The 20,240-nt window shown below is 68.0% G+C and carries 23 protein-coding genes; 7 read left to right on the top strand and 16 right to left on the bottom strand.

Going from position 1 to position 20,240, the window contains the following annotated elements:
- Positions 1 to 57: 57 nt before the first annotated feature.
- The 7 genes from OG976_RS13940 to OG976_RS13910 all read right to left on the bottom strand — a co-directional run bounded on the left by OG976_RS13940 (position 58) and on the right by OG976_RS13910 (position 5,801).
- On the bottom strand, positions 58 to 1,032 hold the full coding sequence (locus OG976_RS13940; RefSeq protein WP_328349751.1) for an NADPH:quinone oxidoreductase family protein: 975 nt from the start codon (positions 1,030 to 1,032) through the stop codon (positions 58 to 60).
- 63 nt (positions 1,033 to 1,095) lie between these two features.
- Positions 1,096 to 1,563, bottom strand: coding sequence for a GreA/GreB family elongation factor (locus OG976_RS13935; RefSeq protein WP_328349749.1), 468 nt, complete (start codon positions 1,561 to 1,563; stop codon positions 1,096 to 1,098).
- 135 nt (positions 1,564 to 1,698) lie between these two features.
- Positions 1,699 to 1,872 carry a CsbD family protein gene (locus OG976_RS13930; protein ID WP_328349747.1) on the bottom strand — a complete coding sequence of 58 codons (174 nt, stop codon included), beginning with the start codon at positions 1,870 to 1,872 and terminating at the stop codon, positions 1,699 to 1,701.
- Positions 1,873 to 1,955: 83 nt separating this feature from the next.
- On the bottom strand, positions 1,956 to 3,008 hold the full coding sequence (locus tag OG976_RS13925) for an ABC transporter ATP-binding protein (protein WP_328349745.1): 1,053 nt from the start codon (positions 3,006 to 3,008) through the stop codon (positions 1,956 to 1,958).
- Positions 3,005 to 3,742 (bottom strand): ABC transporter permease, encoded by a 738-nt coding sequence (locus OG976_RS13920; protein WP_328363554.1) that lies wholly within the window; start codon positions 3,740 to 3,742, stop codon positions 3,005 to 3,007. Before OG976_RS13920 ends, OG976_RS13925 begins: the two co-directional genes overlap by 4 nt.
- A gap of 65 nt (positions 3,743 to 3,807) precedes the next feature.
- Positions 3,808 to 4,668: an ABC transporter permease gene (locus OG976_RS13915; protein ID WP_328349743.1), complete on the bottom strand. Its 861-nt coding sequence runs from the start codon at positions 4,666 to 4,668 to the stop codon at positions 3,808 to 3,810.
- Positions 4,669 to 4,673: 5 nt separating this feature from the next.
- Complete coding sequence (locus OG976_RS13910) at positions 4,674 to 5,801, bottom strand: ABC transporter substrate-binding protein (RefSeq protein WP_328349741.1); 1,128 nt, start codon at positions 5,799 to 5,801, stop codon at positions 4,674 to 4,676.
- A 151-nt stretch (positions 5,802 to 5,952) separates the two neighbouring features.
- Here OG976_RS13910 and OG976_RS13905 point away from each other — a divergent pair, with 151 nt between their 5' ends.
- Positions 5,953 to 6,753, top strand: coding sequence for a HugZ family pyridoxamine 5'-phosphate oxidase (locus tag OG976_RS13905; protein WP_328349740.1), 801 nt, complete (start codon positions 5,953 to 5,955; stop codon positions 6,751 to 6,753).
- On the opposite strand, the gene OG976_RS13900 is transcribed toward OG976_RS13905, so the two are convergent.
- From OG976_RS13900 to OG976_RS13890, 3 genes are all read right to left on the bottom strand, one after another.
- Positions 6,750 to 6,992, bottom strand: coding sequence for a hypothetical protein (locus tag OG976_RS13900; RefSeq protein WP_442930333.1), 243 nt, complete (start codon positions 6,990 to 6,992; stop codon positions 6,750 to 6,752). The genes OG976_RS13905 and OG976_RS13900 overlap by 4 nt on opposite strands.
- Positions 6,992 to 7,204, bottom strand: coding sequence for a DUF3072 domain-containing protein (locus tag OG976_RS13895; RefSeq protein ID WP_328349738.1), 213 nt, complete (start codon positions 7,202 to 7,204; stop codon positions 6,992 to 6,994). The genes OG976_RS13900 and OG976_RS13895 overlap by 1 nt, the downstream gene beginning before the upstream one ends.
- Positions 7,205 to 7,284: 80 nt before the next feature.
- Positions 7,285 to 8,643 (bottom strand): cytochrome P450, encoded by a 1,359-nt coding sequence (locus OG976_RS13890; protein WP_328349736.1) that lies wholly within the window; start codon positions 8,641 to 8,643, stop codon positions 7,285 to 7,287.
- Between the two features lie 139 nt (positions 8,644 to 8,782).
- On the opposite strand from OG976_RS13890, the gene OG976_RS13885 reads away from it, so the two are divergent.
- Positions 8,783 to 9,007: a hypothetical protein gene (locus OG976_RS13885; protein WP_328349734.1), complete on the top strand. Its 225-nt coding sequence runs from the start codon at positions 8,783 to 8,785 to the stop codon at positions 9,005 to 9,007.
- Here the strand turns inward: OG976_RS13885 and OG976_RS13880 are convergent.
- Positions 8,997 to 9,602: a TetR/AcrR family transcriptional regulator gene (locus OG976_RS13880; RefSeq protein WP_328349732.1), complete on the bottom strand. Its 606-nt coding sequence runs from the start codon at positions 9,600 to 9,602 to the stop codon at positions 8,997 to 8,999. The genes OG976_RS13885 and OG976_RS13880 overlap by 11 nt on opposite strands.
- A 69-nt stretch (positions 9,603 to 9,671) precedes the next feature.
- Between OG976_RS13880 and OG976_RS13875 the strand changes: the two genes are divergently transcribed.
- Both OG976_RS13875 and OG976_RS13870 read left to right on the top strand, forming a co-directional pair.
- The gene (locus OG976_RS13875; RefSeq protein ID WP_328349730.1) at positions 9,672 to 10,475 is read left to right on the top strand and encodes an SGNH/GDSL hydrolase family protein; all 804 of its coding nucleotides are present in this window, start codon (positions 9,672 to 9,674) and stop codon (positions 10,473 to 10,475) included.
- Between the two features lie 310 nt (positions 10,476 to 10,785).
- A complete protein-coding gene (locus tag OG976_RS13870) occupies positions 10,786 to 11,928 on the top strand; it encodes an MCE family protein (RefSeq protein WP_328363551.1) in 1,143 nt (380 codons plus the stop codon).
- Between the two features lie 3 nt (positions 11,929 to 11,931).
- On the opposite strand, the gene OG976_RS13865 is transcribed toward OG976_RS13870, so the two are convergent.
- A complete protein-coding gene (locus tag OG976_RS13865; protein WP_328349728.1) occupies positions 11,932 to 12,834 on the bottom strand; it encodes an LLM class F420-dependent oxidoreductase in 903 nt (300 codons plus the stop codon).
- A gap of 15 nt (positions 12,835 to 12,849) precedes the next feature.
- The gene (locus tag OG976_RS13860; protein WP_328349726.1) at positions 12,850 to 13,536 is read right to left on the bottom strand and encodes a TetR/AcrR family transcriptional regulator; all 687 of its coding nucleotides are present in this window, start codon (positions 13,534 to 13,536) and stop codon (positions 12,850 to 12,852) included.
- A 101-nt stretch (positions 13,537 to 13,637) separates the two neighbouring features.
- Here OG976_RS13860 and OG976_RS13855 point away from each other — a divergent pair, with 101 nt between their 5' ends.
- Positions 13,638 to 15,200: an MFS transporter gene (locus OG976_RS13855; RefSeq protein WP_328349724.1), complete on the top strand. Its 1,563-nt coding sequence runs from the start codon at positions 13,638 to 13,640 to the stop codon at positions 15,198 to 15,200.
- 71 nt (positions 15,201 to 15,271) lie between these two features.
- A complete protein-coding gene (locus OG976_RS13850; RefSeq protein WP_328349722.1) occupies positions 15,272 to 16,942 on the top strand; it encodes an acyl-CoA synthetase in 1,671 nt (556 codons plus the stop codon).
- Here the strand turns inward: OG976_RS13850 and OG976_RS13845 are convergent.
- Positions 16,939 to 17,766, bottom strand: a complete 828-nt coding sequence (locus OG976_RS13845; protein ID WP_328349720.1) for a mycofactocin-coupled SDR family oxidoreductase — start codon at positions 17,764 to 17,766, stop codon at positions 16,939 to 16,941. The two genes, OG976_RS13850 and OG976_RS13845, sit on opposite strands and share 4 nt — an antisense overlap.
- A 98-nt stretch (positions 17,767 to 17,864) precedes the next feature.
- Between OG976_RS13845 and OG976_RS13840 the strand changes: the two genes are divergently transcribed.
- Positions 17,865 to 18,527: a YoaK family protein gene (locus tag OG976_RS13840; RefSeq protein WP_328349718.1), complete on the top strand. Its 663-nt coding sequence runs from the start codon at positions 17,865 to 17,867 to the stop codon at positions 18,525 to 18,527.
- On the opposite strand, the gene OG976_RS13835 is transcribed toward OG976_RS13840, so the two are convergent.
- Positions 18,485 to 19,291, bottom strand: a complete 807-nt coding sequence (locus tag OG976_RS13835) for an SDR family NAD(P)-dependent oxidoreductase (RefSeq protein ID WP_328349716.1) — start codon at positions 19,289 to 19,291, stop codon at positions 18,485 to 18,487. The two genes, OG976_RS13840 and OG976_RS13835, sit on opposite strands and share 43 nt — an antisense overlap.
- Positions 19,292 to 19,295: 4 nt before the next feature.
- Positions 19,296 to 20,147: a TIGR03619 family F420-dependent LLM class oxidoreductase gene (locus tag OG976_RS13830; RefSeq protein ID WP_328349714.1), complete on the bottom strand. Its 852-nt coding sequence runs from the start codon at positions 20,145 to 20,147 to the stop codon at positions 19,296 to 19,298.
- Positions 20,148 to 20,240: the final 93 nt, after the last annotated feature.

Here is a 20,240-nt window from a genome sequence, read left to right as displayed (position 1 = left end):
GGCCACTTATCGCACGCTGGAGCGAGTTTGGCGTGCAGTAAGTGGCCACTCGGGGTGCTAGTCGCGCACGCGGACGACGACCTTGCCCTTGGCGGTGCGGTTCTCCAGGGAAGCCACCGCCTCGGCGGCCTGCTCGAAGGGGTAGACCTCGGGCGCAGGCGCCGCCAGCTTGCCGGAGGTGAGCAGGGCGGCCAGGCCCTGCCACTGTTCGGCGAGTGCACCGGGGTGGCTCAGCGTCCAGGCACCCCAGCCGACGCCGACGACGTCGATGTTGTTCAGCAGCAGGCGGTTGACCTTCACGGTGGGGATCTCGCCGCCGGTGAAGCCGACCACCAGAAGCCGCCCACCGGGGGCCAGCGAGCGCAGCGAGTCGGTGAAGCGGTCGCCGCCGACGGGGTCCATCACGATGTCGACGCCTTTGCCGCCCGTGAGTTCGGCGACCGCGTCCTTGAATCCGTCGGCCAGGACGACGTCGGTGGCGCCGGCGGCCCGGGCGACCTCGGCTTTGTCCTCAGTGCTGACGACCGCGATGACCCTGCTCGCACCCAGCGCGGGGGCCAGCCGCAGCGTCGAGGTGCCGATCCCGCCGGCCGCGCCGTGCACCAGCACGGACTCACCCTCGGCCAGCCGGCCACGTTCGGTCAGCGCGAAGTACACCGTCAGGTCGTTGAACAGCAGGCCCGCGCCGGCTTCGAAGCTGACGTTGTCGGGCAGCGGGAACGCGCGATCGGGTGTCAGCACCGCCGTCTCGGCCATCGCGCCGGTGATCAGGGTCAGCCCCGCCACTCGCTGACCGGGCTGCACCGGGGCATCGGCGGGCGCCGAGCGCACCACACCGGCGATCTCGGCGCCGAGGGTGAACGGCAGTTCGGGTTTGTATTGATAGAGCCCGCGGGTCAACAGGGCGTCGGGGAAGGCCACACCCGCGGCGTGGACGTCGACCACGATGCCGCCGTCGGCGATGGGTTCGTCGATCTCGACAACCTGCACCGACTCCGGTCCGCCCAGCTCGGTCACTCTGATAGCCCGCATCGCACCTCCGCATCGACACCGTTGTGTCGTGAGTGTGTCACGGCAGTCGGGCGGCCCGGCAACCTACTTCGGCAACTCGATGGCCAGCAGCTCGACCTGCAGTTCACCACGCGGAGTCGAGTACACGACGGTCTCACCGGCCGTGCGGCCGAACAGGGCCAGGCCCAGCGGACTGTCGGCGGTCAGGGTGCTGTCTTCCTTGCCTGCCGGGGTCTCTTCGAGGAAATTGATCACCCGCATGCGCACCGGTTCTTCGCCGGGAAAGCGGATCTCGACCTCGGTGCCGTTGGGCAGCTGCCCGGCGACGTCGGCGTTGCCGCCCGCCAGCAGCCAGGCCAGCCGGCTGATCTGCTCGTCAAGGCCGCCCAGGTCCTCGGCGCGCTGCAGTGCGTCGGCGGCGTCACCGCGGTCGCCGACGGTGTCGGCGTCGCCCTCGATCTCGGCTCGCAACTGATCGCGTCGCTGCCGCAGGTCGGCGAGTTCCGCCTCGATGCGGCCACGTTCCTGCTCGGCAAAGTTCGTCTCGCTCATGGACGACAAGCTACCTCCGCGCCGGCCCGGTACACCCGGTTTTGTTTGGGTCGCCCGGTACCGGGCAGCAGTCGTGGCGGGTTGGGCCTCGGCGGCGAACCGCCGCGTCGGCCAACCCGCCACGCGCGCAAGCACTTACTTCTTGAAGGCGTCCTTGACCTTCTCGCCGGCGTCCTTCAGGCTCGACTTCGCCTGATCGAGCTTGCCCTCGTTCTCGGTGCTCTTGTCGCCTGACACCTTGCCGAGACCCTCTTTGGCCTTACCTCCGAGGTCGTCGACTTTGTTCGAGATCTTGTCTGAGGCGCTCATGAGCAACCCCTTTCCGTTGACGTCCTGACCAGTGTTGGCCCGAGCTCTCTTCGGGTACCTCGACGGACGCGCGGTCAAACCACTCAGCCGGTGACGCCGGACACCACCAGCACCGAGGTCTGTTCGACGCCGACGGTGACCCGGGTGCCCGGGCTCAGGTCGCGGGTGTGGGCGCTGGCGATCTGGGCGATGATCCGGGCGCCGTCGGCCAGGGTGCAGTGCACCAGGGAGATCGGGCCCAGGAACGACACGGACACCACCTGCGCGTCTCCCGACGGGTCCGCGGTGACCGTCACCGATTCCGGTCGCACCAGCGCGACACCGCGTCCACTCGTAATCGAGCCGGCCGCAACCGGTAACGCGTCGCCGAGCACGTGGGCGCGTCCCCCGGACACCTCGGTGTCGAGTCTGTTGTTGAGGCCGACGAATTCGGCGACGAACGGTGTCGAGGGCCGGGCGTAGACGTCCGACGGCGCGCCGATCTGCTCGAGGCGGCCCTGGCTCATCACCCCCACCCGGTCGGCAACCGCCAACGCCTCCTCCTGGTCGTGGGTGACGAACAACGTCGTGGTGCCCACCTCGAGCTGAACCCGGCGGATCTCGTCGCGCAATTGGGCACGCACCTTGGCATCCAGCGCCGAGAGCGGCTCGTCGAGGAGCAACACACGCGGCTGGATCGCCAGTGCCCGGGCCAGGGCGACGCGCTGCTGCTGCCCGCCGGAAAGCTGGCTGGCGTACTTGTGTTTATGCTCGCCGAGCCCCACCAGATCGAGCATGTCGGCGGCCTTGTCGGTGCGATCGCGCTTGTCGTGGCCACGCAGTTTGAGCCCGAAGGCGACGTTGTCGAGAACCGTGAGGTGTGGAAACAGGCTGTAGGCCTGGAACACCATCCCCATGTCCCGCTTGTTGGGGGCCACGTCGGTGATGTCGTGGGCGTCGACGGTCACCGATCCCGAGGTCGGCTCATCCAGGCCTGCCAGGATGCGCAGCGCGGTGGTCTTGCCGCACCCGGATGGGCCCAGCAGTGCGACCATCTCGCCGGGTTCGAGGTGCAGGGTCAGCCCGTCCAGGGCGCGCACGGTGCCGTATACCCTTGTCACATCGATGAAGTCGACGGCAACGCCGTTGCGGGTCATTCCTGTCCCTTCCGAGTGCTCACCGGTGTGGGCGCGACAACGGCCGCGTTGTGGTGTCGGCCGCGGGTCACCAGCGACAGGATCAGCAACAGCGCGAAGCCGAACACCAGCGTGGCCAGCGAGGCCGCGACCGACGTCGGCCCGTCGCTCTTACCGATCGCGACGATGACGACCTGCAGGTTCTGATACCCGCTCAGCGAGGCGACGGTGTACTCGCCGAGCACCACGGCGATCGAGATGAACGCCGCCGACAGGATGCCCGACCAGATGTTGGGCACAATGACTCGCACGATGGTGGTAGCCCAGCCCGCACCGAGCGAACGGGCCGCTTCGGCAAGGGTTTTCAGGTCGATCGAGGAGAGTGCCGCGTCGATGGACCGGTACGCGAACGGCAGCACCAGAACCACGTAGACAAACGTCAGGGTCAGTGCCGACTCGCCGAAGAAGTAGACCACCCAGAGGTAGACGTTGCGCAGTCCGACCACGACCACCAGGGCCGGGATGGTCAGCGGCAGCAGGCACAGGAACTCCACCAGCCGCCTGCCCCACGGTGCGCGCAACCGCACCCAGATCATCGTCGGTACCAGGATCACCAGCATCAGCACGACGGTGAACGCCGCCAGCAGCAGCGAGATCACGATGGCCTGGTACAGCATCTCGTTCTGCACCAGGTTCTTCCACGCCTGCAGAGTGCGGCCGCCGTGAATCAGGTTGCGGGTACTGAAATCCGCCATCGCGTAGAGCGGAAACAGGAAGAACACCGCGAAGGCGCCCAGCAGCGCCCATCGTCCCACCCGGTTCACTGCAGCCACCTCGCGGTCCTGCGGACAAGCAGGTTGTAGGCGGCCATCACCACAGCGACCACGACGACCATTTCCAACGCCAGCGCGTAGGCGAACCCGGACTGGCCGAGGACCACCTCGGAGGTCAGTGCCGTCCGGATCAGCAGCGGCACAATCGGACTGCCCTGACTGACCAACGCCGCCGCTGTGGCATAGGCGGCGAATGCGTTGGCGAACAACAGAAGTGCCGACCCGAGGAAGGCAGGTGCCAGCAGCGGGAAACCCACCTCACGCCAGTAGTCCCACCGGGTCGCGCCCAGGCTGACCGCGGCCTCGCGCCACTCGGCGCGCAAGCCCTCCAGGGCAGGGGTGAACACGATGACCATCAGCGGGATCTGGAAGTAGGTGTAGACCAGGATCAGCCCGCGCAGCGAGTACAGCCAGCCGTCGCCGGCCAGGTTGAACCCAAAGCGCTCGAACACCCACACCGTCAGCACACCGTTGAGTCCGATGGTGGCCAGGAAGGCGAACGCGAGTGCGACACCACCGAATTGGGCCAGGACGCTGCACAGCGACAGCACCACGCGGCGCAGCGCCGAGGTCGGTGAGCTGGTGAACACCAGCCAGGACAACACCGCGCCGAGGACGGCACCGATCACCGCTGTGCTCGCCGAGAGCAGCACGCTCTTGCCGAGCGCGGACAGCGCCGTGCCCGAGAACAGCAAACCGATCCGGTCCAGCGAGAACTGGCCGTCCAGATAAAACGCCGAGACGATGACCGTGACGGTCGGAACGATCAGGAAGATCCCGACGAACAACCCGAACGGCAGCAGCGGAACCGCTTCACGTAACCGTCGGCCCGCGACGCCGCCTGGCACGTATCTCAGCCGATCGCCTTGGCCCAGTTGTCGGCCAGGTACTTGCCGGCCTGGTCCGTCTGCGCCTGGTTCAGGATCACCGGCGTCCCGCTGACCGGCGGCAGCTTCTCGTAGGCGGCGGCGTCGATCGTGCCGGACTTGACCATGGCGTCGGCGCGCACCGGACGGGCCCCGCCGCCGAGGAACAGGTTCTGTCCCTCGTCGCTGTAGAGGAACTCCTGCCACAGCCGGGCCGCGGCCGGGTGCGGAGCGTCTTTGTTGATCGCCTGGAAGTAGTAGCCGCCCAGGACCGCGCCTTGCGGCACGAACACCTTCCAGCTGGGCAGTTTCTTGGTCACGGCGGCGTTGAGGTAATCCCAGTCGATGACCACCGGGGTCTGACCCGATTCGATGGTCGCCGGGGTCGGGTCGACGGGCAGGAAGTTGCCGGCCTGCTTGAGCTTGCCGAAGAAGGTGACGCCGGGAGCGACGTCGTCGGCCGAGCCGCCTTGCGACAGCGCCACCATGGCCACGCCGGAGAAGGCGGCGCCGGCCTGGGTGGGATCACCGTTGAGTGCGACCTTGCCCTTGTAGTCGGCCTTGAGCAGGTCGTTGACCGAACTCATATCGGGAACTTTGGCCGAGTCGTAGCCGATCGACATGTAGCCGCCGTAGTCGTTGACCCAGGTGCCGTTGGGGTCCTTCAACTCCGCCGGGATGCTGTCGAACGTCGCGACCTTGTAGGGCGCGAACAGCGCGGTGTTGGCCAGCGCCACGGACTGCCCGAGGTCGAAGACGTCGGGCGCGGTGCTGCGACCCTTCTGCTGGTTGGCGGCGTTGATCTCGTCCTGGCTGGCGGCGTCGGGCTGTGCCGAGTTCACCTTGATGCCGTACTTGTCGCCAAATGCCTTGATGATGGCGCCGTAGTTGGCCCAGTCCGGCGGCAGCGCGATGACGTTGAGCTCGCCCTCCTTCTTTGCCGCGGCGACGAGTCCGTCCATGCCGCCGAAGTCGGCGGCCGACGTCGCCTGTGCAGCGGCGACACCGGAGTTCGTCTGCTGGCCGTCATTCTTCTTCTCCGGCGGCGCGCAACCGACCGCGGTTGCGAGGACGGCGGCGCAGGACAGGAGGGCGATCAGACGTGCGGTCTTCATGACTGAACCTTCTTGTGAGCAGGTGGCGATGCGGTGGCGCCGCGGCGTCCACAGCGGGTCGCGAAGGTGAACGAGGTCGTCTCGATCGTGCTCCTTCACTGCCGCCCCGGGTGCGAATTGAGGCATTCGGCCGCCGCGGTATCGTGCCGGGGTGGCATCCCGTGATCATGGCGACCCTGGCGATGCCCCCTCGGTACCGCCGCCGCTGAGCCCGATCATCGACGACATCCGGCCCTCGGCGGCCGAGGAGGCCCGCACCATCGCCGCCTCCACCAACACCGGCGTGCTGGCGAGCCTGACCGCCGCCGGCGATCCGTGGGCCTCGTTCGTCACCTACGGACTGCTGGACGGCGCACCGGTGTTGTGCGTGTCGCACATGGCCGAGCACGGACGCAACCTGGCCGGCGATCACCGGGCCAGCCTGGCCGTGGTCGCGCCGAACAGCGAGACCGATCCGCTGGCCAGCGGCCGGATCACGTTGGCCGGGGTGGTCGAACACCCGGCCGGCGACGAATTGGCCGCCGCGCGCGAGGCGCACCTGGCGGCTGTCGACGCCGCCAAGTACTACATCGACTACTCGGATTTCTCGCTGTGGGTGCTGCGGGTGCACCGGGTGCGCTGGGTGGGCGGCTACGGCCGGATGGATTCGGCTACCGCGGCCGACTACGCTGCCGCCGATCCCGACCCGGTCCGCCCGCATGCCGCAGGCGCCGTCGCACATCTGAACGCTGATCACGCCGGTTCGCTGGCGGCGATGGCTCGCGCACTCGGCGGTTATCCCGACGCCACGGCGGCGGTCTGCTCCAGCATCGACCGCTATGGCTTGGATCTGCGTGTCGAGACGCCGCGCGGCGTGGCCTACACCAGGGTCGGATTCGGCGCGCCGCTCAACTCGGCCGATGAATTGCGTTCGGCCGCAGTCGATCTCACCGCACGCGCCCGCCAAGGCTAGCCGCCCAGCTCCGACACTGCGGAGTCTAGGGCTCCGGCCTGCTCGGCGAGTTCACGCTCCGACAGGTTCGTTCCGCTGCCGGCGACGAGTTCCGATCGGGTGGTGATCTGTAGTGCGCCCCGATAGTCGTCGGTGTCCAAGGCCGCCGGTTCGACGACGTCGACGCGCCCTTCGACGAGCACCAGCACGGCGTCGTCGTCGGCGGCGAGCAGGCGACGGACGTCGTCGGTCGTGATCATCACGCCCCGCGTCCGGTGCTCTGTTGCAGCTCGTCGATCAGTTCCGAGGCCTGCGCCTTGGTCATGTGCGCCGGGACCTCGACCCCGGCCTCTTGCGCCAATGTGCCCAGGTAGCTGCGCTGTGGTCCGGTCATCGGCTCGTCACCGGTGACCCAGTCCGACCGGTCCTTGGTTGGGTTCTCCTGCGCAGTGCGGTTGGGTTCGTCGTTCATCGTGGTCAGGCCTCCTCCGGCTGTCGGTGTAGCTATGCCCACGACAGCTCCGGTCTACGCCTACCTGACGAGGTTGCCGCCTACGAACTGGTCGCCAGTGCGCTGGCAGGACCGTTCGGGCGGGAGGCGTCGGCGCGGCGACGAACCACAGCCAGACCGCCCGCCCCGGGCGCGTTGGCGATCCCGCGCGAATGCAAGGACTCACCCGGCGCACTGGTCGGCTCGAAGGCGAACTCCCGCAACAGGGTTCGCAACGTCACGTTCATCTCCATGTTGGCGAACGCCGCGCCGATGCACCGGCGGATTCCACCCCCGAACGGTATCCAGGCGTAGTTGTCGGGCGGGCTACCGAGAAAGCGGTCGGGGTCGAAGGCCGACGGATCCGGGAAGCGTGACCCGGAGGTATGGGCCAGCGCGATGCTCACCATCACCACGTGGTCGGCTGGAATCACCCACTCGCCCAGCCGGATTCTGGTCAGCGTGCGCCGCGATGTGCCGTCGATGACGGGGCGCACCCGCTGCACCTCCCAGATGGTGGCCTGTTGCAGTTCCGATCCCCCGGCGTCGGCCTCCTGTTGCAGGCGGTCGAGCAGTTCGGGTTGCCGGCGCACCCGTTCCACCAGCCAGGCCAGGGTGGTGGCGGTCGTCTCGTGGCCTGCGGTGAGCAGGGTCAGCAGTTCGTCGGCGATGTGACCGTTGGAGATCCTCGAGCCGTCGTCGTAGCGCGCCCGCACCATCAGCGACAGCACGTCGGCGCGGTCCTCGAAGTTCGGGTCCGCCAGCGCCTCGGCGATCAGTGCGTCGATGATCTCGTCGTAGCGGCGCCGATACCGGCGCATCATCCCGCCCGGGCTGCGTGGACCGAAGTCGCGCCGGAAGGACCTGGGCAGGACCACCATCCGGGAACCCACCTCGACCGCGCGGGGAAGCAACTCCCGCAGTTCGTCGAAGGCGGTCCCTTCGGCCCCGAACACGGTACGCAGGATCGCGTTGAGCGTGATCCGCATCATCGACGGCAGAGTGGCGAATTCCACGCCCTCGGGCCAGGTGGCGATCTCGCACATCACCTCTTCTTCGACGATGGCTTCGTAACCCTGCATCCGCTTGCCGTGAAAGGGCGGCACCAGCAGTTTGCGGCGGGCGCGATGCTCGTCGCCGTCGAGACTGAACGTCGATCCGGGGCCGAGCACCTCGCCGAGGTTGGTGGCCCGCCCGACGAGCTCGCTACCCGTTGTGAACAGGTCCTTGATCAGTTCCGGTTCGCTGATCAGGACCGTCTTGCCGAAGATCGGCAAGTTCAGGGTGAGGCTGGGGCCGTATCGGCGTGCCAGGGCACCGACCGAGGTGCGCCGCGAGGCGACGAACTTCAGGCCCTGGATCGCCTTGGGCGTCCGGGGTCCGGGGGGCAGCCGGACTGGATCGGTCGTCGCCTCTGCCATGCGGTTACCCCTCATCTCGGTACATCGCTGTACCACAGACGGTACGCCGCTGTACCGAGGGGCACAACCCGCGGCGCCCGGATCGGCCCCCGTACCCTGACTTCAGGGCAATGGAGCACTGCGACGAGGAGATGGACCGATGGCTGTCAGCGGCGAGCGGCAGGCTCTGCGCGAATACGGCGAGGGGCGCGGCTGGTACACCCGCGAGGCGGAACGCGCCGATGTCTACACCCGCGACAAGTACCGCGTCCGGGTGATCTGGCAAGGGGATCAGGTGATCAGCGGGGCGTCGTACTTCGACGACGAGATGTTCGAGACGTACACCCGCGACCTCGACAAGGTCCGCGCCTGGCTCACCCGGTAGGGCCGAGCAGGGCGATCGCGGCGGCAACGGCCTCATCGGTGACGTCGCGCATCCGGCCGCCGCTTTCGACAGTCATCGCGGTGAGCTCGCGCAGACCCCCGATGAGCATGATCGCCCGCTGACGCGACACGGTCTTGATGCCGGCGGCATGCAATTCGTCAGTGTCGCTGAGGGTTTGGACCAGCGTGATGAACGCCTCGGTGACGTGCTGCTGCAGATCGCGGGCGGCCATGCCGAGCGCGGGCAGATCCCGTATCCAGCTCAGCATCACCGCCGGGTGTGACTCGGCGTTGGAAATCCAGGCCTGCACCGCCTGGCGGATCTGCGTCTCCCATGGGGCGGCCGGGTCGACGGCGGCCGAGATGACGTCGATCGCCGCCCGGTTGGTGTCGCTGAGCAATGCGACCAGACAGGCTTCGCGATCCGAGAAGTGTTCGTAGAAGGTGCGCCGGGAGGTTCGCGCGCGGCGCACGATGTCGGCGACGGTGGTGGCCGAGTAGCCGACATCTGCGATCGATGCGGCAAGGGCGTCGACGAGTCGCTGGCGCGGCGTCAGTTCGGTCGTCGCCCGCGGTGCCTCAGACCTCAACTTCACCGGCTGTACACCCCACCTTCCCGCTGCGTGCCGATCGTACTTCCGTACCAGCCATTAGAGTCCGACATCATGTCGGATAACGGGTTCGCCCGCTATGTCGCGATCGGCGACAGCCAAACCGAGGGCCTGTGGGACGGCGACGACACCGTCGGAGTGGTGGGGTTCGCCGACCGTCTGGCCGCCAGCCTCGACCACCGCTATCCCGGCCTGATGTACGCCAACCTCGCCGTCCGTGGACGCCGGATCATCGACGTCCTGAGCGACCAGCTGCCCGGCGCGCTGGCGATGAACCCCGACCTGATCACCGTCTGCATCGGGATGAACGACGTGACCCGGCCGGGCCGGGCGTTCACCGCCGCGCTTGCCGACCTCGACGAGGTCTACAACCGGCTGGCCGCCTCCGGTGCGACCGTCGTGACCACGACGTTCCCCGACGTCGCCAAGATGCTGCCGGTCGGCCGGCTCATCGGTGCCCGGGTCCGGCAGATCAACGACGTCATCTCGACCGCCTCGCGGCGCCACGGTTTCGCGATAGTCGACCTCTACAACGCGCCGTCGATGGCCGAGGCGCGCACCTGGAGTCACGACCGCATGCACGCCTCGGCCCTGGGACATCAGTTGTTCGCCGAGGCCGCGGCCGAGGCGCTGGGCCTTCCCGGCAGCAACCACGGCTGGGCCCTGCACAGCGGGGAGGTGGAACGCACCGGATTCTGGCCGCGGGTGTACGCCCAGGCGCAGTGGACCCACGGGTTGCTCATTCCGTGGCTGTGGCGTCATCTGCGCGGCCGCTCGTCGGGAAATGGCCGCGAGCCCAAATACCCTGCGCTGCAACCGGTTTCCGATCTCGCACGGCAGGCGATCAGCGCAGGCTAGCGGTCCGGGCAGTGAGCGTGACGGGCGTCACTTCCACTGCCGTCAGCCATCACCGTCACCCTGGGTCGTTTTGCTGAAAGCCCTGTTGACGAGCACGGTCGTGCGATAGTGAGCTGAAGGTGCACTGAACGACGGGGCGGAGGGGATCGCCGGTGCTTATCCGACCCGTCACCTCAGGAGATGAGGGTGCCATGAGTCAGGTTCACCGCCAGTGAGTGCCGAGAACAAACCCGCGTCCGGCTGGTGGCAGGAGCACACCCGCCACTGGCAGTTCCACCCCCCGCTCAAGACCGCGTTCACCGTCACGGCGATCCTGCTGACAATCCTCCTGGTCCTCGTCTACATGCAGTTTCGCGGTGAGTTCGCACCCAAGACGCAGTTGACGATGGTCTCCGACCGGGCCGGCCTGGTGATGGATCCCGGCTCAAAGGTCACCTTCAACGGTGTCGAGATCGGCCGGGTCACCAGCGTCGACGCCCTCAACCGCGACGGCGTCACCCGCGCCAAGCTGTCGTTGGACGTCGACCCCAAGTACATCGAGCTGATCCCGGCCAACGCCATCGCCGAGATCAAGGCCACCACCGTCTTCGGCAACAAGTACGTGTCGTTCCGCAGCCCGGCCGACCCCAGCAAGGCGCGCATCTCCAGCGCCGAGGTGATCGACGTGACCCACGTGACCACCGAGTTCAACACGCTGTTCGAGACGCTGACCTCGATCTCGGAGAAGGTCGACCCGGTCAAGCTCAACCTGACGCTGTCGGCGGCCGCCGAGGCGCTCGACGGGCTGGGTACCAAGTTCGGCCAGTCGGTCCTCAACGGCAATGCCGTGCTCGACGACATCAACCCACAGATGCCCCAGCTCCGCTCCAACATCCAGCAGCTGACCAAGCTCGCCGACGTCTACAAGCAGGCCTCCCCCGACTTCTGGGCCTTCCTCGACCACGCGGTGACCACCGCCCGTTCGCTCAACCAGCAGCAGGGCGACCTGGACGCAGCGCTGCTGGCGGCCACCGGCTTCGGCAACACCGGAGCCGACGTCTTCGAACGCGGGGCGCCGTACTTCATCGCCGGCCAGCGTGACCTGGTGCCGACGACTCGGCTGTTGGACACCTACAGCCCGGAGTTGTTCTGCACGATCCGCAACTACGCCACCTCGAAGGCCAAGGAGAGTGCGGGCGGAAACGGATTCTCCATCGACTTCCACATCGGCCTGACGGGCGCTCCGAACCCGTACGTGTTCCCCGACAACTTGCCGCGGGTGAACGCCAAGGGCGGGCCGGGCGGGGCGCCCGGTTGCTGGCAGGAGATCACCCACGACTTCTGGCCGGCCCCGTACCTGGTGGCCGACTACGGCGCCTCACTGGCCCCGTACAACCACTTTGAACTGGGCCAGCCGATCCTCACCGAATACGTGTGGGGACGTCAGGTCGGCGAGAACACCATCAACCCGTAGGGCCTAGAGCCCAAGTGCGGCAGCCAGTTCGCGCAGCGACGGGCGCGGGTCCCAGCTCTGGTCGCCGTCACCGAGTACCTGCACGACCACGTGGTCGGCACCGGCGTCGAGGTGCGCGGTCACCGAGGCGGCGGCCTGCTCCACCGAACCCATGCCGACGATGCCGCGGGCCAGTCGGTCCGAGCCACCCTTGACCAGGTCTGATTCGTCAAATCCCTGACGCAGCCACGAGTTCCGGTAATTCGGCAACGCTGAGTAGCCCTCGAGGTGCAGATGCGCCCGGCGCAGTTGTTCGTCGGCATCCTCGCCGACGACGACGGCCTGCTCGGAGACGATCCACTTGTCCGGACCGAGGATCTCGCGGGTGGTCGCCGTCTGCTCCGGGTTGACCAGGTAGGGATGCGCGCCGTCGGCCATCGTGCCGGACAGCTCGATCATCTTGGGGCCCAACGCCGCCAGCAGCCGAGTGGGCCGGCCGGTGCCGGCCTCGATGAAGTCGGGCAGCGCGGCCATGCGCTCCAGGTAGGTGCGCATGGTGGACAGCGGCTTGTCGTAGGACAGGCCGAACATGTTCTCCACCAGCGGGCCGTGGCTGACGCCGAGCCCGAGCACGAACCGTCCGGGATACAGCGCGTTCAGGGTGCGTCCGCCGCCTTCAGCGGCGGTCGCGAGCCGGGCGTGGATGTTGGCGATGCCGGTGCCGATGACGAGTTTGTCGGTGGCCTCGAGCAGCGCCGCCGACTCCACCAGGCAATCCTTCATGCCGACTTCCGGGATGAACAGCGAACCGTAGCCCAGCGATTCGATCTCACGGGCCACCTCTTGGGCGCCCGCGATGGGCCAGGTCATCGCGGCCCACCACACACCGATGCGGGACGGGAAATCGATGCGTGCTCGGTCGGTCACCGGCTGCTCCTTCGCTCAACTGTCGGCGGGAATCCGCAATGTGTCACCCGTCAGCATGGCGATCGAACTGCGGAGCTCTTCAGCCGGGGTCGGTGGCGGCAGTTCACCGTGGGTGCCCGCCCGGAACGAGTCGACCATCAGTGCCGCGAACCGGCGCCAGGCCTCCGGGGCATGTTCACGAGTCGCTTCCAGCACGCCGGCGTTGGCCAGCAGCATCACCACCACGTCGCCCACACCGATGTCGGCCCGTAGCGCACCATCCTGCTGAGCGTGGGCGATCAGCTCGGCGACCTTGTCCACCGTTTCGGCGGCGCGCTGCTCGATGACCGAACTCGCCGGGAACGCGGTGGTGAGCAGGGCGCGCAGGCCGGGGTCGGAGGCCTGCAGCGCGCACAGATCGAAGAGCAGATCGCAGAAGCCGTCCCACGGCCGCGGATTGGCCAGCGCCTTGTCGACCGCCTCGACATAAGCCGTCATATTGCGCTCGAAGGCCGCGATGGCCAGGTCCGTGCGGGTGGGGAAACGCCGGTAGAGCGTCGCCACCCCGACTCCGGCGCTGCGTGCGACATCTTCCAGGGGGACCGAAAGGCCCTGTTCAGCAAACAGCCTGGCGGCGGCGGTGACGATCCGCTCCCGGTTGCGTTCGGCATCGGCTCGAAGTGGCCTGGATCGCTCTACACCACGTTGTGCGGGAGGAATCACCACGTCAGGTTACCGCATAAGTGGAGGAACACCACCACTTATGGCTATCGTCGACCGCAATAAGTGGTGGATACCCTCCGCTTACTGAGAGGAGCCTCAACGTGGCTATCACCACGATGCACAGTCCCCAGGGTGCCCGCCATGCGCGGCCCCGTCAGGGGATGCGCGGGAATCCCTGGTGGATTCTGGCCGCGGTGTCGGCCGGCGTCATCATGGTCGGCCTGGACGCGTCGGTCGTCGCGATCGCCAACCCGCGCATCGCCACCGACCTCAATGCCTCGCTGTCGGACCTGCAGTGGATCACCGACTCCTACCTGCTCGCCCTGGCATCCCTGCTGATCTTCGGCGGCAAGCTCGGCGACATGTTCGGCCGGCGCACCGTCTTTCTCATCGGCGTGGTCGGTTTCGCGGTCACCTCCGTCGGCATCGGCCTGATCGGCACCGTCAGCGGCGTGAACGCCATGCGCGCGCTGCAGGGTGTGTTCGGCGCATTGCTGATGCCCAGCACGCTGGCGATCGTGCGCAACGCCTTTCCGCCACACAAACTCAACATGGCCATCGGCGTCTGGGGTGCCGCCTCGGGCGTCTCGGTGGCGGCAGGCCCGATCCTGGGCGGTCTGCTCGTCGAGCACCTCAACTGGGAATCGGTGTTCTACATCAACGTGCCCATCGCGCTGATCGCCGTCGCCATCGGCGTGGCCGCGATCGTGGAAAGCCGCGGCGAGACCGGCGGCCGGCTGGACGTGGCCGGCATCCTGACCCTGTCCGGCAGCCTGTTCCTGTTCGTCTACGGATTGATCAAGGCCCCCGAGTGGGGCTGGCTGGACCCCCAGACGGTGGCCTTCATGATCGGCGGCGTGCTGCTGATGGCGGCCTTCGTCATCGCCGAACGCAACGCATCCGACCCGATGCTGCCGCTGCGGCTGTTCGCCAACCGCTCGCTGACGATCGGCGCCGCCGCCACCACGATCAACTTCTTCGCCCTGTTCGGTGCGCTGTTCTTCATGACGCTCTACCTGCAGAACCTGCAGGGTTGGAGCCCGGTGGAGACCGGTGTGCGCACCCTGCCGCTGTCCGCGGCGATGATGATCACCGCCCCGCTCTCCGGTGTGCTCACCGAGCGGTTCGGTCCGCGCCCGGCGATGGTCACCGGCCTGCTCGGTGCCGCGGGCGCGCTGGCTCTGCTCAGCCAGTTGCAGGCCGACTCGGGCTACGGCGCCATCTGGCCTGCGTTCGCCCTGCTCGGTGCGGGCATCGGCTTGGTGCTGACCGCCAGCTCGGACGCGATCGTCGGCAATGCGCCGGAGGAGGATGCCGGGGTGGCCGGCGGCCTGCAGAGCACCTCGGTGCAACTCGGCGCCGTGCTGGGCACCACCATCCTGGGCTCGGTGCTCTCCAGCAAGGTCGGATCGTCCTTGACCGAGAAGCTGACCGCAGCGGGCACGCCCGCTCCGATCGCCGAAAAGCTCGCTCCGGCAAAGGAGCTGGTGGCCAAGGGTCTCGCGCCGTCGGTGCCCGGCGCACCGCCTGCGCTGGGCGCGGCGATCACCAGCGGAAGTCACGAGGCCTTCATGGCCGGCCTGCAGACCTCGCTGTGGGTCGGGGCCGCGGCGGCCGCGGTCGGTGCGGTGCTGGCGTTGTTCGTCCAGCGCGGGGAGAACTAGACGCTGCGCTCACCATCGCCTCTGGCACACTAGAACGCGTTCTAGTTCGGCCACACAGCGCAGGAGAGCCCATGGGCAGCAGCGGCGTCAGCTTCGACCTCTCATCGGTCTTCCACACCGTCGCCACCACGCTGCCGGACAAGCGAGTCCTGATCTGGCGCGATCTCGACCTGACCTACGCCCAGCTGGACGCCCGCATCGACGGCGTCGCCCACTATCTGACCGCGCAGGGCCTGGGCTGTCACACCGAGCGCGACCAGCTGCCGCCGCACGAGTCCGGTCAGGACCATGTCGGGCTGTATCTGCGCAACGGCAACGAGTACCTCGAAGCCATGATCGCCGGATACCGCGCCCGGGTGGCGCCGTTCAACGTCAACTACCGCTACGTCGAAGAAGAACTGCTGTACCTGCTCAACGACTCCAAGGCCAAGGCGCTGGTCTACGCCGCGGAGTTCGCCCCCAACGTCGCCGCGATCCGCGAGCAGCTTCCCGAGCTGACGGTGCTGATCCAGGTCGCCGACCACTCCGGCAACGACCTGCTGCCCGGCGCCGTCGACTACGAGTCGATCATCAGCACCCCGGCCCCGGTCGGTGGAATGCCCACGCCCAGCGGCGACGACCTCTACATCCTCTACACCGGCGGCACCACCGGCATGCCCAAGGGTGTGCTGTGGCGCCAGCACGACATCTTCATGTCCGCGATGGGCGGGCGCCCGTTCGGCTCGGACACCGTGCTGCAGTCCTACGAGGACCTGGCCGAGCAGGCCCGCACGAACGTCGGGGTGCGGACGGTCCTGATGATTCCGCCGCTGATGCACGGTGCGGCGCAGTGGGCGGCGTTCAACATGATCAGCACCGGCGGCTGGGTGGCGCTGCCCGACGACGTCGACCACCTCAACGCACCGGCGGTGATGCGGCTCGCCGAACGGGAGCGGGTGCTGAGCATCCCGGTCGTCGGTGATGCGATCGCCCGACCGCTGCTCGACGAGATCGAGACCGGGAAGTACGACCTGTCCGGGCTGCTGACGATCACCAACGGCGGTGCGCCACTGTCGCCGACGGTGCGCGAACGCTTGCTGGCCGCACTGCCCAACATCATGGTGCTCGACGCCGTGGGCGCCTCGGAGACCGGAATGCAGATGACCACGATGGCGGCCAAGGGCGTCGAGTCCAAGGCGGCCACGTTCACCCCGCAGCACGACACCGCCGTCATCTCCGCCGATCTCAGCCACGTCCTGCAACCCGGCGACGGCGAGGGCTGGCTGGCGCGGCGGGCCTACGTCCCGCTGGGCTACCTGGGCGACGCGGAGAAGTCCGCGCGCACCTTCCCCACCATCGACGGCGTGCGCTGGTCGATCCCCGGCGACAAGGCCAACTTCCTTGCCGACGGCCAGATCGAGCTGCTCGGCCGGGATTCGGTGACCATCAACTCCGGTGGCGAGAAGATCTTCGCCGAGGAAGTCGAACGTGCGGTGGCCAGCCACCCCGCGGTGTACGACGTGGTGGTCGCGGGCCGGCCCTCGGAGCGCTGGGGCAACGAGGTGGTGGCCATCGTGCAGTTCGCCGAGGGCAAGTCGGCCACCGACGAGGAACTGGCGAAGGCCTGCTCGGCGCACATCGCGCACTACAAGCTGCCGAAAGCCTTCATCCGCACCGACAAGGTGCTGCGCTCACCGGCCGGTAAGGCCGACTACCGCTGGGCCAAGTCGCTGGCAGCGGAAAGCCTTGGCGCTCAGGGCTAGATCTTCAGGTAGCCCTTGTCGGCGGGGATCTGCGCGGCGGTCACCAGCGCGGAGGCATCGCTGGCCAGGAACAGCACCACTTCGCTGACCTGCGCTGGTGGGGTGAGCGACTCGGTTGGTAGCGCGCCGGGCGAGAAGCTGTACACGTAGTGCGGGTGCGCCTGGAAGGTCTCATACATCGACTGGTCGTTGCCCAGCGCGGTGTCGACGCCGTAGGTGTGAATGGAGTTGACGCGAATGTTGTACTCCCCCAACTCGATTGCCAACGAGTTGGTCAGTCCGACCACACCGAACTTGCTCGCGCAGTAGTGTCCGGCACCGGGGACGGCCTTGAGCCCGGCGGCTGAACTCGTCACGATGATCGACCCGCCGTTGCCGGCCTCGATCATGGCGGGCACCGTCGCCTTGACGGTGTTGAAGACCCCGGTCAGGTTGATGTCGATGATCTCCTGCCACTGTTCGGCGGGGATCTCCCAGGTGCGGCCCCAACTCATCACGCCGGCGTTGGCGACGACGATGTCCAAACGGCCGAATTGCTCGACGGCATTGGCGATCACCCGGGTCTGGCCGTCGAGGTCACGGACGTCCACCCGTTCGGCGCTGATCTTGACGCCCTCATCCTCGACGAGGCGGACGGTGTCGGCGAGATCTTCCGGGGTTGCCGGCTGGTAACCGATGTGGTTGCCGACCGGCCCGCAGGCGTCGATGGTGACGATGTTCGCACCGGCCTGCGCCAGCCGGACGCAGTGTGCGCGGCCCTGACCGCGCGCCCCGCCGGTCACGTAGGCGACCTTGCCTGCCAATGGTTTCGTGGAATCAGTCACGGCCACACCATACGTTCGACGGTGCGCTGGATGGTCGGGAATGCGGGACAACGACGGCGAACCGGGAACAAATCGCGGCCGCTGCGGTTCTGCACCGTATGCGATCCACGAATGCCGGCCTGCTGATCCTCACCGTGGGCACCGGTCTGGTCGATGCCGTGTCGTATCTGGGACTCGGCCACGTCTTCGTCGCCAACATGACCGGCAACATCGTCTTCCTCGGGTTCGCCGCCAACCGCAGCTCAGGACTGTCGGCATCGCTGGCCCTGATTGCCCTTGCGGCGTTCATGTTTGGTGCGTTAGCCGGCGGAGCGGTCGGCCACCGGATCGGCGCATCGCGGGCCTGGCCGCCATCGGTCCTGGGCGCTCAGGCCCTGCTTCTCGGCGGCAGTGCAGGCGTCCTGGCGGTGCTGGGAACGGCGGCGGTCGGGCGGCCCGCGATCGTGGCCGTACTGGCCTTCGCGTTCGGTCTGCAGAACAGCACGGCGCGACGGATGGCGGTACCCGATCTGACCACGACCGTGCTGACGCTGACGGTGACCGGTCTGGCGGCCGACAGCCGTCTCGCCGGTGGACCCGGCGCCCACCCGGCCCGGCGGATCACCGCGATCTCGGCCATGCTCGCCGGGGCGGCCTGCGGGGCGTTGCTGGTTCAGGTCTCGGTCCCCGCGACCATCGGCGCGGTCGCACTGTGTGTCCTGGCCGCGGCGGTGCTGCTTCAGGCCGGACCGAAGCGGACCGAACCAGTAGCCTCGTCGTGATACCACCCGCCCGCGGCGTGGGTGCCACCGTCGACGTGCAGCGTCTGGCCGGTGATGTAGCGGGCCATATCGGAGGCCAGAAAGACTGCAACTGAGGCGATCTCGTCGACATTGCCGAGCCTGCCCAGTGGTACCGCCGCGCTGAGCTCCTGGCGGATTCCGTCGGGCGAGAGCCGCAGAAGCCCCTCGGTCACCGTGATGTCGGGAGCGATGGCGTTGACCCGGATGGCGTGCGGCGCCAACTCGAAGGCGGCCGTGCGGGTGTAGTTGATCACGCCCGCCTTCGCGGCGGCGTAGGCGGCGTAGCCGGGCGCCGCGCGCACCCCCTCGATCGAGGTCAGCGAGATGACGCTCCCACCGCGGTTGTCGGCGACCATCCGGCGGGCGACCCGCTGGGTGCACAGCAGCACATGCCGAAGGTTCGCCTTATACAAGGCATCCCAACCATTTTCGGTGGTGTCGAGCAGCGGCGAGGCGAAGACCCCGCCGGCGTTGTTGACCAGGATGTCCACCGGGCCGAGTTCGGCAACCGTGCGGTCCAGCGCGGCCTCGACCTGTGCGGCGTCCCGCACGTCGGCGACCACGCCCAGAATCCCCAACTCGTCGGCGGCGGCCGCGCAGGTCTGCGGGTCGCGTTCCCAGATCGCCACCTTCGCCCCGAATTGCGCCATCCCCGCAGCGATTCCGCGTCCGATGCCGGCTCCGCCGCCGGTGACCACCGCCACCCGATCGGTGAGCAGAATGTCCGCCGGCGCGATGGTCACGGCGCTACCGCTGGGCCGACGGCGCCAGCACGTCGTCGGCGAAACGTGCGATTCCGTCCAGGGCCTCTCGGGTCCGCGTCCACGGCATCACGATCAACCGGTCGATGCCGGCGTCGGCGGCCCGTGCCACGTCGTCGGCGGATCCGGCCGGTGCCGACGTGGTGACCTCGGGCCGGCCCCGGCGGCCGTGTTCCTCCCACAGCCCGGCGAGGGTGGCCAGCGAGCCCGGAATCTGGTCGAGGGTGTGGTTCATCGGAATCCAGCCCGACCCGAACCGGGCGACCCGTCGCAGTGCGGGCGTCCCGTCACCACCCACGTGCACCGGTGGGCCGCCGGGTTGCACCGGTTTCGGCTCGAACGCGACAGCGTCGAAGTCGAAGAACCGGCCGTGATGCTCGACGGTGGGCTCGGTCCAGAGAGCTCTGCAGACCTGCAGTGCCTCGTCGACGCGGGCACCCCGGGTGTTGAAGTCGAGGCCGACGGCGTCCCACTCCTCACGCAGCCAACTGGCCCCGATCCCGAACTCGAACCGCCCGTTCGAGACGATGTCGAGCGTGGCGGCGGCGCGCGCACTGACGAACGGGTGCCGCAATCCGATGTTGTAGACGTAGGTGCCAAAGCGGATGGTGCTCGTCTGGCCCGCCAGGAACGCCAGGTAGGCGATCGCGTCGTACATCGGGGTCTGCGGCGGGATGGGCGGATGACTGTCCCCGTGGTGCGGGCTGCCCGACATGGTCGCCGGCAAGACCAGGTGCTCGGGCAGCCAGACCGACTCGTAGCCCAGTTCCTCGGCGCGCATCGTCAGCTCTCGCCACAGACCGGGGTGCACGCCACCGAGTGGGATTCCGAACCTCACAGCGCGGATGTTACGCACCCCGCGACGCCCTCGGTAGTACTGCTCTCATTTTTGGAGAGCGTGATTCCGAGTGGTCGTCACAGTAGCGTTGAC

Origin of the sequence: Mycobacterium sp. NBC_00419 (assembly GCF_036023875.1) — a bacterium.
Classification (GTDB): Bacteria; Actinomycetota; Actinomycetes; order Mycobacteriales; family Mycobacteriaceae; genus Mycobacterium.
The sequence above is the reverse complement of the archived record's forward strand: the minus strand, read 5'-3'. Positions and strand labels throughout refer to the sequence as shown.